The following is a 15,873-nucleotide window of genomic DNA, read 5'->3' as shown; positions in this document are numbered from 1 at the left end:
CTCACACCCTAGCAGCTACGCCTCTGTCGTGCGCCGTGAGTTACCCGGTAGTAGGTGAAAGATCACAACCAGGGCCACGGTCAGGATGAGGACGGCGAGGACTTGGTTGCGGGCGGAGGCGTCGAAAAGCATAAGAATTGTGAGGCCGACCAGCGCTAGGGCGGTGAGCCACGGCAGCCACGGGAAGCCCGGGACGCGCAGCGTGGTGAGCTCGCCGTTGGCCTGCATCTGTGGGTGCAGCTTGATATAGGAGGCCACGATGAAACACCAGATGACCAGCAGGCAGCCGCCAACCGCGTTGAAGAGGAAGGCCAACAATCCCGGCGGGTTCCAGTACTGCAGCACCACCGATGCAAAGGCGAAGATGATGGAGAGCACCACCGCAAAAATGGGGGAACCGGAGGTGTTCGTCCGAAGGAAGATGTGGTGCGCGCTATGGTCCTTCGCCATGTCATAGACCAGACGGGAGGTGGCGTAGATCTGTGCGTTGAAGGCAGAGAGCAGCGCTAGGGCGATGATGGCTTCCATGAATCCCGCAGCGAAGGGGATTTTCGCGGCGGCGAGGACCAGCGTGAAGGGCGAGTCCGCGGCGACGTCGGCGTCCTGGATGGAGCTGAAAGGCAATGCCAGCGTGATAACCAGGATGGAACCGATGTAGAAGACCATGATGCGCACGATGATGGCGCGCACCGCAGTGGCGACGTTGTGCGCTGGATCCTCGGACTCGGCGGCGGCAATGGTGACCAGCTCGATGCCACCGAAAGCGAAAGCCACGGCGAGTAGGCCGGCAGCAAAACCGGGGCCGCCGTTGGGCAGGAAGTTCTCTGTGAAGTTATGACCTGCCAAGGAGAGGTCCATTCCGGGCAGGATTCCCAGCGCCATGAGCACACCGACTCCGAGGAAGGCCACAATCGTGGCTACCTTGATGATGGCGAACCAGAACTCGAATTCGCCGAAGCCGCCCACGGCGGCAAAGTTGACCACGGCGAAGAACACCACAGCCACCAAAGCCGGTATCCACGGATCGACCCCGAACCAATTCGAGATAATGGCCGCAGCACCGGTAATCTCCGCGCCCATCACCATGACCAGCATGAACCAGTAAATCCAGCCCAACGTAAACCTGGCCCATGGCCCAAAGGCCTGTCCTGCATAGGTGGAGAACGCGCCCAACGAAGGGCGTGCGGCGGCCATCTCGCCGAGCATCCACATCACCAAGGCGATGAGCGCGCCAGCTACCGCATAGGAGATGAGAACGGAGGTGCCGGACACCTGAATGCCTAGGCCCACGCCCAGGAAGAGTCCCGCACCCACTGCGGATCCGAGCCCCATCATGGTGAGGTGGCGGGTTTTAAGTTGTGTGGCCGCTGCCATAGGGTGATCACCTTCAACGCTATTGATTGTTTGTAATGGGAAGTACTTTACGCAATGCGCTGAGCATCCGGGGGCGCTAGCATGGCGGGTTGTGACTTTAAATCTCTTCTCCGATCCCATCGAGCTCACTAAGGCCCTGGTGGATATCCCAAGCCCTTCCCATCACGAAGAGGCGATCGCCGACGCCGTCGAGGAGGCCCTGCGCGGTCTGGACCAAGACACGGTGGAGGTGCAACGCTATGGCAACACCGTGTGTGCCCGGACAAACCGGGGTTTTGAAAGCCGCGTGGTCCTAGCCGGCCACATCGATACCGTTCCTCTGGCCGATAACGTGCCCCACACCATGTCGGAGTACGGGGAGATCATGTACGGCTGCGGCACCGTGGACATGAAGTCGGGCATGGCGGTCTACCTCAACGCCTTTGCGCAGCTGTACAACTCCGATGAGTTGAAGCACGATCTCACCGTCATCGCCTACGAGGGCGAGGAGGTCGCCACCGAGTTCAACGGCCTGGGCCACCTGCAAAAGGATCACCCGGAATGGCTGAAGGGGGACCTCGCTCTGCTGGGGGAGCCTTCCGGCGCCATGATCGAGGCCGGCTGCCAGGGCACCATTCGCGTGCGCGTTACCGCCCATGGCACCCGCGCGCACTCGGCCCGCGCCTGGCTGGGGTCCAACGCCGCCCACACCTTGGCGCCGGTGATGCTCAACGTGGCCAACTACCAGCCGCGCGATGTGGAGATTGACGGCTGCACATACAAGGAAGGCCTCAACATCGTCCACCTCGAATCCGGCGTGGCCACCAACACCATCCCGGATGAGGCCTGGATGTTCGTCAACTTCCGCTTCGCCCCGGACCGCAGCTCCGAGGAGGCGCTGGTGCACCTGATGGAGGTCCTCGGCGAACACGAGAACATCACCGTGGAGGTCGACGACATCGCCGGCGCCGCCCTGCCCGGCTTGGGCCAGCCGGCGGCACGCGCGCTTGTCGACGCCGTCGGCGGCAACGTCCGCGCCAAGTATGGTTGGACCGACGTGGCCCGCTTCTCCGAGATGGGGACCCCAGCCGTCAATTTCGGCGCTGGAGACCCAGGCTTTGCCCACAAGAAGGACGAACAAGTGCCCGTCACCCAGATCACCGAAGTCTCGACCGCACTCTTGAACTACCTGAAGGGATAAGACCACCATGACGCCTGAGCAACTGCGCACCCTGCGCGGACCACTTCTCGTGCGTACTGCTGGAGAGCAGTCCTCCACCTTTGACCAACGGCTGCTGCAGTCCGGCGCGGATCACGAATGGCAGCACGCCGATCCCTGGCGCGTCCTGCGCATCCAAGGCGAGTTCGTGGATGGTTTCGACGCCCTGGCCAAGCTGCCGAAGGCCGTGACCGTCTTCGGTTCCGCTCGCACCCCGGAGGAGGATCCGAATTATCAGCTGGCCGTGGCCTTGGGGCGCCGCCTCGTGGAGGCTAAGTATGCCGTCATTACCGGCGGTGGCCCCGGCATCATGGAGGCGGCCAACCGCGGCGCGCACGAGGCCGGAGGGTTGTCTGTGGGCCTAGGCATCGAGCTTCCGCACGAGCAGGGCCTGAACCCCTACGTGGACTTGGGCCTGAACTTCCGCTATTTCTTTGCCCGCAAGACCATGTTCCTCAAGTACTCCCAGGCCTTCATCTGCCTGCCCGGCGGCATGGGCACCATGGATGAATTCTTCGAGGTCATGTGCATGGTCCAAACCGGCAAGGTGACCAACTATCCCATCGTGCTCATGGGTACTGAATACTGGTCCGGCTTGGTGGAGTGGATGAAGAAGACCCTGGCCGAGGGTGGATTCATCAGCGCCGAGGACCTCGATCTTTTCTTGGTCACGGACGATATCGATGAAGCCGTCGCCCACATCCTGGCCGCGCACAAGGTCATGTCGGACAAGCGCCTGCGGGAGCAGGAGAGCAAGTGACCCAAGCGCACAACCTCGCGCGGGTCATGGCGATTGTGAACCGCACCCCAGACTCCTTCTATGACAAGGGCGCCACCTTCGAGCTCGACCCAGCAATCCAGCGCGCGGAGCAGGCGCTTGACGACGGCGCCTCCATCATCGACATCGGAGGCGTCAAGGCCGGCCCGGGTCAGCATGTCGACGCAGCCGAGGAAATCGAGCGCGTCGTGCCCACCATCGCGGAGCTGCACCGCCGCCGCCCGGAAGCGCTGATTTCGGTGGACACGTGGCGCGCTGAGGTAGCAGAGGCCGCGATCGCTGCTGGTGCCGGTCTAGTCAATGACACGTGGGCCGGCTGGGACCCCGAGCTCATCGAGGTGGCTGGCCACCACAAGGTAGGCTACGTGTGCTCGCACACCGGTGGCGTGACCCCGCGCACCCGCCCGCATCGTGTGCACTTCGATGATGTGGTTGCCGATGTCATCAGCGAGACCACGCGGCTGGCCGAGCGCGCCGCCGACCTCGGTTGCCCGGAGGAGCTGACGTTTATCGACCCCACGCACGATTTCGGCAAAAACACCTTCCACGGCTTGGAGTTGCTGCGGCGCATCGATGAGATCGTGGCGACCGGCTGGCCGGTGCTCATGGCCTTGTCGAACAAGGATTTTGTGGGTGAGACCCTCGACCGCGCCGTGGACCAGCGCGTCGCGGGCACGCTGGCGGCAACGGCATGGTCGGCGGCACGGGGTGTGGCGGCATTCCGGGTCCATGAGGTGGCCCCGACTCTCGACGTCATTCGCATGACCGCCGCCATCCAGGGCCAGATGGCACCCTTGGCCACGACGCGGGGGCTGGCCTAAGCCATGGCCGACAGCGTTTCCGTGGTTATCCCTGCGCTCAATGAGGAGCGCACAGTCGCGCACGTGGTGCGTGCTTGCCTGGCGGATGAACCTCAAGAGGTCATCGTCATCGATGCGGACTCGAGTGATGAAACTGCGGCTGAGGCACAGGCGGCAGGGGCTCGGGTGCTCGATTGGCGGGAGATCCTGCCTGAGGAGCCCCGCCCCGGCAAGGGCGAATCCCTCTGGCGCGGCGTGGCGGCAGCTGAGGGCGACATCGTCGTCTTCATCGATGCGGACCTAGAATCCGCTGCGCCCGGAATGGTTTCCACGCTCACAGAGCCTTTCATCGATCCGCACATCCAGATGGTTAAGGCGCGTTACCAGCGCAGCTTTCAAGGAAAGCCCACCGGCGGCGGGCGCGTGACCGAGCTGACCGCCAAGCCGCTTTTGCGACAGTTCTTCCCGGAGCTCGCACACATTGACCAACCACTCGGTGGCGAGTACGCCTTAAGACGCGCGGCCGCCATGGAGCTGCCGTTCGTGGAAGGGTACGGGGTGGAAGCGGGGCTGCTGATAGACGTCGCCAAGCGCTATGGCCCCTATGCCCTCGCCGAGGTTGACCTGGGCACCCGCACCCACCGTAACCGTCCATTGGAGGAGCTGGCCCCGATGGCCGATGTGGTTGCGCGCACCATCCTGTCCCGTGCTGGCGTGGTTGGGCCTGTTGCCCAAAGGCCACCATTGCTGGGTAGGATTTAGCGCATGATGTCCTGGATTCTTCTTATCGTGGTGCTCATTGCCCTCATCATCATCGGCACGTGGGCGTGGGGAAGCTTCGTGGGCCGGGGGCCTGTCATGGGCGCTCCCGACAAGGCCGTGGATACCGATCGAGAGAATCTTCGGGCCCTCGAGGAGGGGCGCTTCGATGACCTGCGCTTTGACGTGGTTGCGCGCGGCTACCGCCAGGACCAAGTGGATGCCCTGTTGGCGGCAGTGGAGCGCCATTGGGGTGCCAAGGCGGCGTCATCGGGCGAACCTTCAGAACCTTCGGTTCAAGCCTAGGCCGAGCCTACAACGACGAGTCTGCCGCCGGCGGCCGAAAAAGAGCTAAACTAGAAGGACGTACAAAATACAGTCGAAGGAGACTCAATATGGCAGCGATGAAGCCCCGTACCACTGGTGGAGAGATGGAAGCGGTAGAGGAGTCCCGCAAGATCGTCATGCGCATTCCTTCTGACGGGGGTGGGCGCATTGTTATTGAGCTCAGCAAAGAAGAAGCAGCGGAGTTGGGTTCACTCCTCGTAGCAGTTTCTAGCTAGTCTAGGGAGCATGCTTTCACATATCGTCGATATTCTGGCCGATCCCGCCGATGGCAGCGCCCTTGAGGGCGCAGATGATTTTTCCCGCCTCGTGTCGGAGACCGGCCATTCCTATGACGTGGCCAAGCAAGGCTACGTCACGTTGGCAGCTGGTGCGGGTCTGAAGCATCAAGGTGACGATGCCGCGATGGTCACCGCCCGTGAAACCTACCTGGCTATGGGGCATTTCGCGCCCTTCGTGGAGGCAGTCACTGGAGCGGTGCAAGATTCTTTGGAGAGTCAGGACGCGGCTCAGCAAGCAGGCCTGAATGAGGACACCGCCCCCTCGCTCCTGGAGGTAGGCGCCGGCACGGGTTATTACCTGGCGCACACGCTCGATTCGATTGAGGGCGCTCGCGGCGTGGGCCTCGATATCTCTACGCATGCGGCTAAGCACCTGGCCAAGTCGCACGAGCGCGTCGGCGCTGTGGTTGCGGATGTGTGGGAGCGCCTGCCCTTGAAAGATGATTCAATCCATGCCATCTCGGTGGTCTTCGCGCCGCGCAATCCGGCGGAGTTTCAGCGCGTTCTCGCACCCGGCGGGGAGGTCATCGTCTTGACCCCGCAGTCCGGTCACCTGGATGAGCTGCGAGAGCCGCTGGGAATTCTCGGCGTGGAAGAAGGCAAGGTGGAGCGTCTCTACGCGCAGGCGGAAGGGTTCCTCAAGCAGGCAGCGGATCCGGTCGATATTTCTTTCCCTATCGTCTTGGACAAGGCTTCCATCGCCGCGCAGGTGGGGATGAGCCCCTCGGCGCGCCACATTAGTCCGGAGGAGCTGGCAGAGCGTATGGCCTCGTTGCCGCAGACGTTGACCGTGACCGCCCACGCCCGTCTGGACCGCTTGCGCTCGGCCTAATTCATCGTTTGCGCTCGGCTTCTCATTGCCAGCCCTTGCTGTTCAGCCTCGGGGAACGGTCCTTCTCTCTTTCGACCGTCCCTTTTCTCTCCAGAACGACCCTTCGCGCTCACCGGCAGTGGGTCCGTCGGAAGGTTTTAGCTCCTCCGTGAGCGCGAAGGGCGGGGCGGCCTGTGAAGCAACCACCCCTGGGCCTGTTTGCTCACTGTGATCTGGAGCTTGCGTTGACGCGCTGGCTATTTCGCTGTCCCCTCTCGTCGAATCCTCCCCTCGAATCCTCCCTTCGCGCTCACCAAGAGCCTCGATCAGCCGCCAAGACCGCTCCCGGTGAGCGCGAAGGGAGGAAGGGGAGCGAGTGGAACTGATGAGTCATGCGCGAGAAATGATGACCGCGAGCGCAGCGGCGCAACGTGGCCGCACAAAACAGTGGACCCGCACACAAAAGGAGGCCCAGTCGCCCTGGGCCTCCTTCTATAATCGTCGTTCGACGCTCTTAAGAGAGCTTGGTGCCCTTCCTGTTCCAGGACTGCTCAATAATAGCCTCGCCCTCGGTGCTGACCTCGATAGCGGAGCAACCGCCCTCGAAGTAGACGCGGGAGCTCATAGCCACCAATCCGCCGTCTACGAACACCTCAACGCTGGCACCATCCTGAATGACGGTGAGGGTATCCGAATCGCCCTCGGCCAGCTTGGCCACTGCTGGGGCGGAGTCCTTGAAGTAGTTGTCGAAGGCCTTCGACATGGAGCGATCCAAGCTGATTTCCTCGCCCGTGTGGCGGATGACCGCAGCGGCGTCACCGGAGCCATCCTTCAGCGTGACGGTCACGCTCGAGCCCGCCGGTACCTCCAATACGCCTGTCCATGAGCGTGCGTAGTCCGAGAGCTTCACAGCATCCGGCAGACCCTCCGCCGGAGTCTGGTAGAGCACACCGCCCTGCAGCGTGACTGCACGTGGCAGTGACAAGCTATTAGCCCAGCCCTCAGCCTCCCACGTGGGGTGCTTGGTGGCGTCATCGCCGCGGCCATTGCCATTGAGCAGGCCGAGGATGACGGCGCGGTCGTAGCGGCGCTCCTGCGGAATCGTTCCGGTCGTGGTGTTGGTGTTGCGTGGACGGGAGAAGTCATGGCCATAGTCCACGCGCTGGAAACCTCGTGCCACGGTGAACACGGTGCCGTCGAGGCGGCCCACGATGTAGCCAGAAACGTCGCGGCCCTCGCGCTCTAAGGTGACGAAGAGGACATCGTAGATTTCCCTATCTACCTCGTCACGAAGGCGCACCAAGCGCGGTGACACCACCGGCGGGATGGGGGAGGTAGCCGGAACCTCGCCGTCTTCGAAGCCAGGTTCGCCGTCGAAGCTCAAGGGCCCAAGAAGAGTCCAAGATTCGCCATTGGGGCTGTCCAGAATTACCGGCATCGGGGCATCGGAATGACCGGTCAGCGCCAGCATCAGCCAGCCATCGTGTCCCTCTTCGCGGTCCTCCTTGGCCCAATCCGGGACCACGGAGGGGGAGCGGAAGCGGTCGTAGTTGGTGTGGGCGCCCACGGCCTCCCCGAAGCGGACGACGTCCGGATCGAGCGCAGAAGGGTCATCTGACACGATGCATTCATCGGCGTAGTCGGTATACCGCGCCAAGCGCACGCTGGTGCCCACCGAGGTCACCGAGGTGAAATAAAGGTTGAGGGCGTCCTTGCCCTCCGCCACTGAGCCTGCGCGTAGTGACAGCTCACCGCCGACGGGGGCGAGAACGTCGTCGCAGTCCAGCCAGGCGAAGGCCGTTTCCTCCGAGGTTGAATGACCCCAGCGTGCAGGCTGGCCGGCATCAGGGCGGTACTGGTGGAACAGATGCCAGGTATGACCGTCCCGGACGATTCCTGCGGGGGCGTCGAGGATCCCGCTATCGGGAACGAAGTGAAGTTCTGGGCGATGGTGCGTTTCTTTATGCGTCACGGCAGTCCTTCCTACATTAACGAGCGGTAAATGTCCACGGTCTGCTGCGCGATGGTAGCCCACGAGAAGTCCTCGATGGCGCGCTGGCGGCCCGCAGCACCGAAGCGTTGTGCCAGCTCTTTATCGGCAGCAACGCGGTTCACAGCGGCGGCAAGATCGGCCTCAAAGGTCGCGTCGTCATCTGCGTCATAGTTGACCAAAACACCAGTTTCGCCGTCCACAACGACCTCGGGGATGCCGCCCACATTGGACGCCACCACGGTGGTGCCACAAGCCATTGCCTCAAGGTTGACGATTCCCAAAGGCTCATAAATTGAGGGGCAGACGAAAACGTCCGCGCCGGAGTAGACCTGCTTAATTTCCTCGCGCGAGAGCATGTCCTTGACCCAGAACACGCCGTCACGCTGGGCGCGCAGCTCCTCCACGAGGGCTTCGGTCTCCGCCGCAATCTCCGGCGTATCGGGTGCGCCGGCACACAGCACAAGCTGAATGTCTTGGTCAAAGCTCTGGGCAGCCTTCAGCAGGTGCTTGACGCCCTTCTGCCGGGTGATCCGCCCCACGAAGGCGACGATGGGACGCTGCTTGTCGACGCCCAACTTATCCAGCACCGCCGACTCACCCGGTTGCCATACCTGGGTATCGATGCCGTTGAGGACCACGTGGACCTTGTCGGCGTCGATGCGGGGGTATGCATCCAAGATTGAGTCTTTCATTCCGGCCGACACCGCGATGACGGCGTCAGCGTACTCCATGGCGTTCTTTTCCGACCACGAGGAGATCTCATAGCCACCACCAAGCTGTTCGCGCTTCCACGGGCGGTGGGGTTCGAGCGAGTGTGCGGTGACCACGTGGGGGATGCCGTACAGGCGGCTGGCAAGGTGCCCACCCAGTCCCGTGTACCAGGTGTGGGAGTGAGCCACATCAATATCGGAGGCGGCGTTGGCCATGCGCAGCCCTGTGGAGAGTGTCTGCAGCGCGGCGTTAGCCTCCTTCAACGAGGGATCAACGCCATGCACAAACACATCCTTCTCGTCGCGCTCAGAACCCATGCAGTGAACTGAAACATCGATGATCTCGCGCATGAAGCGCGTGAGCTCTGCAACGTGGACGCCCGCTCCGCCATAAATCTCCGGCGGATACTCCTTAGAAAAAATTCCGGCTCTCATAATCGCCAGAATACGGATTATCCACAGCTCGCGCTAAACCTTGAGAGGCCATGTGACGCATTGGCCCGCGGGGGCGGCGAGAGGTCATCAAAAGGGGGTAAAAACAAGCACTCTTCGACTGCGCGATCCAGAAAACGTCTATAGATTGGGTGATGTGAGAAGCCTTCCAAATGTCCTTGCCATTGTCCTTGCCGGCGGTGAGGGAAAGCGCCTTTTTCCTCTGACGGAAGACCGCGCTAAGCCCGCCGTTCCGTTCGGCGGTTCCTATCGCCTGATCGATTTCGTGCTGTCCAATCTTGTCAACGCCGGTTTCCTCAAGATTGCGGTGCTGACCCAGTACAAGTCCCATTCTCTGGACCGCCACATTTCCCAAGCGTGGAACCTGTCTGGACCCACCCCGCAGTACATCGCTTCCGTTCCGGCTCAGCAGCGTCGCGGTAAGCGCTGGTACAACGGTTCCGCCGATGCCATCCTGCAGTCGCTGAACCTGATTTATGACGAAAAGCCGGACTATGTCATCGTTTTCGGCGCCGACCACGTCTACCGCATGGACCCGGCCCAGATGGTGGAAGAGCACATCGCCACCGGTCTGGATTGCTCGGTGGCGGGTATCCGCGTCCCGCGCTCGGAGGCTTCCGCCTTTGGCTGCATTCAGGCGGATGGGATGGGCACGATCACGGAGTTCGTCGAGAAGCCTGCCAATCCTCCGGCGACCCCGGATGATCCGAACATGACCTATGCCTCCATGGGCAACTACGTCTTCACCACGCAGGCGCTTATCGACGCGTTGCTGGAAGACGAAAAGAATGAGGATTCCGCTCACGATATGGGCGGCAACATTATCCCTTACTTCGTGCAGCGCGATCAGGCGCACGTCTATGACTTCATGGCTAACGAAGTTCCCGGCTCTACGGAGCGTGACCATGGCTACTGGCGTGATGTTGGCACCATCGACTCCTTCTATGAGGCGCACATGGACATGATTTCGGTGCACCCAATCTTCAACCTGTACAACCGTTCGTGGCCTATCCACTCCACGGATGATTCCAACTTCCCGCCGGCGAAGTTTGTGCAGAACGGTATTGCGCAGTCCTCGATGGTGGCTCCGGGTTGCATCGTCTCCGGCGGTACGGTGCGCAACTCTGTGCTGGCTTCGGATGTGCACGTGGCGGATGGGGCGACGGTGGAAGGCTCCGTCATCCTTCCCGGCGTGCGCATCGGTCGTGGCGCGGTAGTCCGCCATGCCATCCTGGATAAGAACGTGGTTGTTAGCGACGGCGCCATCATCGGCGTGGACCGCGAACGCGATGAGGAGCGCTTCAAGGTCTCTGAAGGCGGAGTCGTGGTTGTGGGCAAGAACGTAAAGGTCTAAGCCGCGCTATTTCTGCCCTAAAGCGGGCGTGCGGGTGGTGTGATTGCCACCGTCGCGCCCGCTTTTGTGGTGCTTGGTGGAGACTACAGCTTGGTGATGAGCGTCAAGCCCGCACCGTAGGGCAGGCGTGTGACGGCCGCACCCTCGAGGGAGCGGGCGTATTCGTCGGCCTCGCGGGCGGCGGCGGTGTCGCGGTCGGTGCGGGAGGGGTCGGCCACGGTGCCGTCGAGAAGCGCATTGGCCAACACCAAGGTGCCGTGCTGATGGAGCAGAGGCCACGCTGCCTTGAGAAGCGCAGGCATGTCGAGGGCGGGGACCTCGGCGTAAATCACCTGGTATGTGTCATTAGCCAAGCGGCCCATGATGTCGAGGGGGCGGGAAGGAAGGAAGCGCCCGCGGCTAGGGGAGTAGCCGGCATCGCGGAAGGCCTGCTTAGCGCTGGCCTGGTGCTCGGCCTCTGGGTCAATGCAGGTCAGGATTCCGTTGTCCGGCATCCCCGCCAGCAAATACAGCCCCACGACTGATGCGGCCGGGGTAATCGCCACCGCTTGGGGGCGGGAGGAGGTACCGGAAGAAACCGCGGCGAGCGTGCTGAGCAGCTGGCCGGTGGTCTCATCCGGCGAAGGAAGTCCGTACTCCTCCGCGTGGGCGCGGGCGGCGGCGAGCACCTCAGAGCTCTCGCTGGTGGATTCGATATAGGTTCGCATTGCGTCATAAGCCGTAGTAGTCACAATAGAAAACCATAGTGAACTCGCTGCAGCTGCGCGCCGAGAATCGCCCGCGATTGTCCTCTCCGTGTGGCACAAGAAGCGCATGTAAGAAGAGTGACGGATTCACAGGCTGCTCACAGTGCTCTGGCTGGAGTTTCGGCCCGCACTATAGAATGATGATCGTCATGACCACACAGCAGCGCAGTGTTGAGCCCGCTCAAAGCACTCGTGATTCTTCTTCCACCGTCAGCTCTTCCGAGAACGCAGAAGCCCAAGAGCTGACCGGAACCGCAGCGTTCGACGCTGGCCAGGGTGATATGCCCTCTTGGGGTGAACTCGTTGCCGAACATGCTGATGGTGTCTACCGTTTGGCCTACCGCCTCTCCGGTAACCAGCATGACGCCGAGGATCTTACGCAGGAGACCTTTATGCGCGTCTTCCGCTCCTTGAATAAATACCAGGCCGGAACCTTTGAAGGGTGGCTGCACCGCATTACCACGAACCTCTTCTTGGACATGGTCCGCCACCGCTCCAAAATCCGCATGGAGGCCTTGCCGGAGGATTATGAACGTGTTCCCGGCACTGACATGACCCCGGAGCAGGCCTACTCGGTGGCTAACCTCGACCCGGCTTTGCAATCGGCGCTGGATAACCTTGCGCCTGATTTTCGTGTTGCGGTGGTGCTCTGTGATGTCGTTGGCATGAGCTACGACGAAATCGCCGAAACTCTCGGCGTGAAGATGGGTACCGTGCGCTCTCGAATCCACCGCGGCCGCTCCCAGTTGCGCGCCGCATTGGAAAAGGAAGCTCAGACCAACGCGGACACCCGCAGCCTGCTGCGCACGCGCTAGACTGGGCAGCGTTTAGCCTTAGGACTGCGAAACTCGCAGCTAAGTAAAGGTTGAGAGTACGCGCTGAGTGGAGGTGACGTTGCGGTGAAGGAATCAGGGCATAAGAAGTCCTCGGGGGATCAGGAGCATGGCCACTCCCTAGGCTTGTCCGGATTCTTTACCGAGGCCCAAGCCAAAGTCCGCGATAAAGCCAAGGCACGCGCACAGCGCGCGGATACGATTGGCCACTTGGGGCCCGAGGCAGTCGTCGCCTTTGTCGACGGTGAAATGTCGGCCAAGTATGCTCACCGCGTGCGCGTCCATCTCGTGCACTGCGCGGAGTGCCGAGCGGACATTCACCACCAGCGCAATGCCGCCGAATGGATTCGGGAATGCAGCGTGGATTCCCACGTCAAGGCGCCGGATTCCCTCATGGCTAAACTTGCGGGTATTGCTAATCAGGGCGCTGGGCCTGGGCCAGACGCGGAGATGCCCGCGCATCGGCCTCGCCAAGACTTCCTTGACAAGGTGGAGATGGTTGTGCGCGCCATCCGGCATAACCAGCGGGGCTGACTTATAAGCCCCAAAGCTTTCCGCGCGCCCGTCGCCCTGTCACCATTAGCGAAGTAGTTAAGATAGTTTCGTGTTTTCCTCAATTGGTTGGGTAGAGATCCTTGTCATCGTGCTGCTGGGTCTGGTGATCATCGGCCCCGAGCGTTTGCCCGGGGTGATCATGGATGTCCGTGCGGCTATCTACGCCGCGCGCAAAGCAATTGCCAACGCTAAGGCGGAGCTCAACGGTGAGATGAGCGGTCTCGGCGCGGAGTTCGATGACCTTCGCGTACCTCTGAGCCAGGCGGCGGAGTGGACGCGCATGGGGCCGCGCGGGGTTATCACCAAGGCGCTTTTCGACGGCGACGATTCCGCCTGGGACGATTTCAATCCGAAAAAGATGGCTGAGGACATCAAGAAGAGCACCAGCCCGTACGAGCACGACGCAGAAGTAAACAACCAACCCGCGCCGCAGAGACCAGCGCAGCCCGCGCCACAGGAGAACCCCGCGCGGCCAACCTTTGATTATTCGCAGGTCTACCCGGACCTGGGTGCGCAGCAGTCCGTGGAAGAGCGAGCGACTAACAAGAAAACGACACAGCCCCCGCGCGGCGGGAATGCATCCGCCGGCGAGGGCAGCTCCTCCTGGGAGGATGTCACCTAAGGCCCGATTAGTTCTTGCGGGTCACGCCCAAGCCGAGCTTCTTGCCCACGAGGGAATCGGAGCGCACCGCAATGGAATCCGCCACCTTGTTGATGGCTTGGGTAGCGGGGGAGTCGGGCGCGGAGATAACGATGGGGGTTCCGGCATCGCCGGCCGCACGCAGGCTTGGGTCGAGCGGGATGCTGGCCAGCAGGGGGACCTCGTGGCCCAGCAGTACGCTGAGGCGCTCGGCTACCACGCTGCCGCCACCGGAGCCGAAGATATCCATCGTGGAGCCGTCCGGCATGACCATCGCGCCCATGTTCTCGATCACGCCGGCTACGCGCTGGCGCGTTTGCTGCGAGATGGAACCTGCGCGCTCGGCCACCTCGGCCGCAGCAGCCTGCGGGGTGGTCACGATGAGCAGCTCCGCATTGGGGATGAGCTGGGCCACCGACAGGGCCACGTCACCAGTACCCGGCGGCAGGTCCAGCAGGAGCACATCCAAGTCACCCCAGAAGACGTCCGCGAGGAACTGCTGGAGGGCGCGGTGCAGCATGGGCCCGCGCCAGACGACGGGCGCGTTACCCTCCACGAATTGGCCAATCGAGATGTGCTTGATGCCGTGGGAGACGGGGGGAAGCAGCATTTCGTCGTCAAGCACTGTGGGGCCCGCCGTGGAACCCAGCAGGCTGGGCACGGAGTGGCCATAGATATCGGCGTCCACGATGCCGACCTTGAGGCCCTTGTTCACCAAGGCAGCCGCCAAGTTCACCGTGACGGAGGACTTACCCACGCCGCCCTTGCCGGAGGCCACCGCGAAGACGCGGGTGGTGGACTCAGGCTTGGCAAAGGGGATCTCCGGCTCGGCCTGTCCGCCGCGCAGCTTCTGCTTGAGCTCTTTACGCTGCTCATCGCTCATCGGTGTCATGGAGATGGTGATCTCGCCGACCCCGTCTAGTTCGGAAACCGCCGCGCGGGTATTGGACTCGATGGTGCTCTTCATCGGGCAGCCCGCGATGGTGAGATAAAGCTCGATATCCACGTCCGAGCCGGTGACGGTCACGGACTTCACCATGCCGAGCTCAGTGATGGGGCGACCGATTTCTGGGTCATCGACGCGCGTGAGCGCGTCGCGAACGGAAGATTCAGTAATAGCGCTAGTCATAACCCTCACCAGTCTAGTCACCCGTTGCTGAGGAGAGCCACACCGCGTCAGGGCAATGGGATGTGTAAAATTCAGCCAGATGCTGCGCCTGAAGCGCTGCAGCTGCACAGTAGTGACATGTTGTGGTTTATGTCCTGCTCCATGTCTGGTTTAAGAGAAAGAATGCGCCCTATCTTGATGCCCCGCCATACCTCACGTTCCCGAACCTTCTCCCGCGTTGCTGGGGTGGCCTTGGTGGGGGTTGTGGGGGCGTCGCTCAGCGCCTGCTCGGGATATGAGCCCAAGCCAGACCCCAAGCCTGTTGCATCGGCGCCAATCATCATCATGATCGACCCGACATCCCATAAACAGCGCGTGCTGGCGGAAATCTATCGCCAGACCTTGCGCGATGAGGGGCGCGCGGCTACCGTATCCCAGAAACATATGCTGGTGCGCCAGGGAGGGGAGCACGTCAGCGGTATAAGCACCAACGGCAACTTCTTCGTTGGCTGCACGGGTGAATTCTTAAGCGTCTACAACCCGGTGGAGGCCCGCGAGATTTCAAAGGACTATGTGGCCGCCAAGGATGAGGGGACGAAGGACGTGGATTTCCTGGAGCGCACCCACGTTGCGCTCATGGCGTCGATGCCTCCGGAGATGTCCGTGGTGGAGCCCGCCGGCGCCGAAGGCTGCCCCAATTCCAAGCCGGAGCTGCCGCAAAACTACGTCGTGGTCTACCAGGACGGGCTTTTTAACCGCGATGAGAAGCTAGAGATCGCCTCCTTTACCAAATTCCTGACGACGCAGGATCTCGATGAGGTCGTTGAGGAGGTGGAGGAGTCTGAGGATTTCGAGGGAGCCGTGCGCGCCTGGATGGAGGCGAACCTCTCGCAGAACCTCAACGAGGAAGGCGACTCCAATTCCTCTGGTGGCTCGGATTTGGTCCACGAGGAATCCTAGAAGTGTGGAATCCTAGAAGAGGCAAGCTAGGGGGCGCAGTCCTCGGCGCCAGGGGGACAACCTAGGACTGTATTGTTATGTCCATAGGGTTTTTGGACATGGAGTCCGGTGTCTTTTTGGACACGGAATCCATGGAGGTCTTGGACACTTCTAGCGGTTTATGGTTGTTGCCTGC

The 15,873-nt window shown here is 61.9% G+C and carries 17 protein-coding genes; 12 read left to right on the top strand and 5 right to left on the bottom strand.

All coding sequences use genetic code 11. The features are described from left to right. Positions 1–15: 15 nt before the first annotated feature. Entirely contained in the window at positions 16–1,374 is a 1,359-nt protein-coding gene (locus HMPREF2967_RS12440; protein ID WP_070524924.1) for an amino acid permease, read from the bottom strand. 91 nt (positions 1,375–1,465) lie between these two features. Here HMPREF2967_RS12440 and dapE point away from each other — a divergent pair, with 91 nt between their 5' ends. The 7 genes from dapE (at position 1,466) to HMPREF2967_RS12405 (ending at position 6,367) form a co-directional block, all read left to right on the top strand. Then, positions 1,466–2,554: a succinyl-diaminopimelate desuccinylase gene (dapE, locus tag HMPREF2967_RS12435; protein ID WP_070686807.1), complete on the top strand. Its 1,089-nt coding sequence runs from the start codon at positions 1,466–1,468 to the stop codon at positions 2,552–2,554. A gap of 7 nt (positions 2,555–2,561) precedes the next feature. Beyond that, positions 2,562–3,332 (top strand): LOG family protein, encoded by a 771-nt coding sequence (locus tag HMPREF2967_RS12430; RefSeq protein ID WP_070562885.1) that lies wholly within the window; start codon positions 2,562–2,564, stop codon positions 3,330–3,332. Between the two features lie 26 nt (positions 3,333–3,358). Beyond that, positions 3,359–4,171 carry a dihydropteroate synthase gene (folP, locus tag HMPREF2967_RS12425; protein WP_198531060.1) on the top strand — a complete coding sequence of 271 codons (813 nt, stop codon included), beginning with the start codon at positions 3,359–3,361 and terminating at the stop codon, positions 4,169–4,171. A 3-nt stretch (positions 4,172–4,174) separates the two neighbouring features. Then, entirely contained in the window at positions 4,175–4,912 is a 738-nt protein-coding gene (locus tag HMPREF2967_RS12420; RefSeq protein WP_070686803.1) for a glucosyl-3-phosphoglycerate synthase, read from the top strand. 3 nt (positions 4,913–4,915) lie between these two features. Next, entirely contained in the window at positions 4,916–5,215 is a 300-nt protein-coding gene (locus tag HMPREF2967_RS12415) for a DivIVA domain-containing protein (protein ID WP_070530397.1), read from the top strand. An 89-nt stretch (positions 5,216–5,304) separates the two neighbouring features. Further along, the gene (locus HMPREF2967_RS12410) at positions 5,305–5,472 is read left to right on the top strand and encodes a DUF3117 domain-containing protein (RefSeq protein WP_010187237.1); all 168 of its coding nucleotides are present in this window, start codon (positions 5,305–5,307) and stop codon (positions 5,470–5,472) included. A 10-nt stretch (positions 5,473–5,482) separates the two neighbouring features. Then, a complete protein-coding gene (locus tag HMPREF2967_RS12405; RefSeq protein ID WP_070562898.1) occupies positions 5,483–6,367 on the top strand; it encodes a methyltransferase domain-containing protein in 885 nt (294 codons plus the stop codon). A gap of 493 nt (positions 6,368–6,860) precedes the next feature. Here the strand turns inward: HMPREF2967_RS12405 and HMPREF2967_RS12400 are convergent, their stop codons facing one another. Together HMPREF2967_RS12400 and glgA are read right to left on the bottom strand one after the other, a co-directional pair. Further along, positions 6,861–8,318 (bottom strand): GH32 C-terminal domain-containing protein, encoded by a 1,458-nt coding sequence (locus HMPREF2967_RS12400; RefSeq protein WP_070686801.1) that lies wholly within the window; start codon positions 8,316–8,318, stop codon positions 6,861–6,863. Positions 8,319–8,329: 11 nt separating this feature from the next. Beyond that, positions 8,330–9,484 (bottom strand): glycogen synthase, encoded by a 1,155-nt coding sequence (glgA, locus tag HMPREF2967_RS12395; protein ID WP_070686799.1) that lies wholly within the window; start codon positions 9,482–9,484, stop codon positions 8,330–8,332. Between the two features lie 154 nt (positions 9,485–9,638). Here glgA and glgC point away from each other — a divergent pair, with 154 nt between their 5' ends. Next, a complete protein-coding gene (glgC, locus tag HMPREF2967_RS12390; protein ID WP_070686796.1) occupies positions 9,639–10,856 on the top strand; it encodes a glucose-1-phosphate adenylyltransferase in 1,218 nt (405 codons plus the stop codon). An 83-nt stretch (positions 10,857–10,939) separates the two neighbouring features. On the opposite strand, the gene HMPREF2967_RS12385 is transcribed toward glgC, so the two are convergent. Beyond that, complete coding sequence (locus HMPREF2967_RS12385; protein ID WP_070686794.1) at positions 10,940–11,587, bottom strand: O-methyltransferase; 648 nt, start codon at positions 11,585–11,587, stop codon at positions 10,940–10,942. Positions 11,588–11,751: 164 nt separating this feature from the next. Between HMPREF2967_RS12385 and sigE the strand changes: the two genes are divergently transcribed. From sigE to HMPREF2967_RS12370, 3 genes are all read left to right on the top strand, one after another. Next, a complete protein-coding gene (sigE, locus tag HMPREF2967_RS12380) occupies positions 11,752–12,417 on the top strand; it encodes an RNA polymerase sigma factor SigE (RefSeq protein ID WP_070562087.1) in 666 nt (221 codons plus the stop codon). 84 nt (positions 12,418–12,501) lie between these two features. Next, entirely contained in the window at positions 12,502–12,969 is a 468-nt protein-coding gene (locus HMPREF2967_RS12375) for an anti-sigma factor family protein (protein WP_070686793.1), read from the top strand. Positions 12,970–13,039: 70 nt separating this feature from the next. Beyond that, entirely contained in the window at positions 13,040–13,612 is a 573-nt protein-coding gene (locus HMPREF2967_RS12370; protein WP_070562909.1) for a twin-arginine translocase TatA/TatE family subunit, read from the top strand. A 7-nt stretch (positions 13,613–13,619) separates the two neighbouring features. On the opposite strand, the gene HMPREF2967_RS12365 is transcribed toward HMPREF2967_RS12370, so the two are convergent. Next, positions 13,620–14,759, bottom strand: coding sequence for an Mrp/NBP35 family ATP-binding protein (locus HMPREF2967_RS12365; RefSeq protein WP_185963183.1), 1,140 nt, complete (start codon positions 14,757–14,759; stop codon positions 13,620–13,622). A 162-nt stretch (positions 14,760–14,921) separates the two neighbouring features. Between HMPREF2967_RS12365 and HMPREF2967_RS12360 the strand changes: the two genes are divergently transcribed. Then, on the top strand, positions 14,922–15,698 hold the full coding sequence (locus tag HMPREF2967_RS12360; protein WP_070686791.1) for a hypothetical protein: 777 nt from the start codon (positions 14,922–14,924) through the stop codon (positions 15,696–15,698). Positions 15,699–15,873 lie beyond the last annotated feature (175 nt).

This window comes from Corynebacterium sp. HMSC059E07 (assembly GCF_001814395.1).
Lineage (GTDB): Bacteria > Actinomycetota > Actinomycetes > Mycobacteriales > Mycobacteriaceae > Corynebacterium > Corynebacterium hesseae.
The sequence above is the reverse complement of the archived record's forward strand: the minus strand, read 5'-3'. Positions and strand labels throughout refer to the sequence as shown.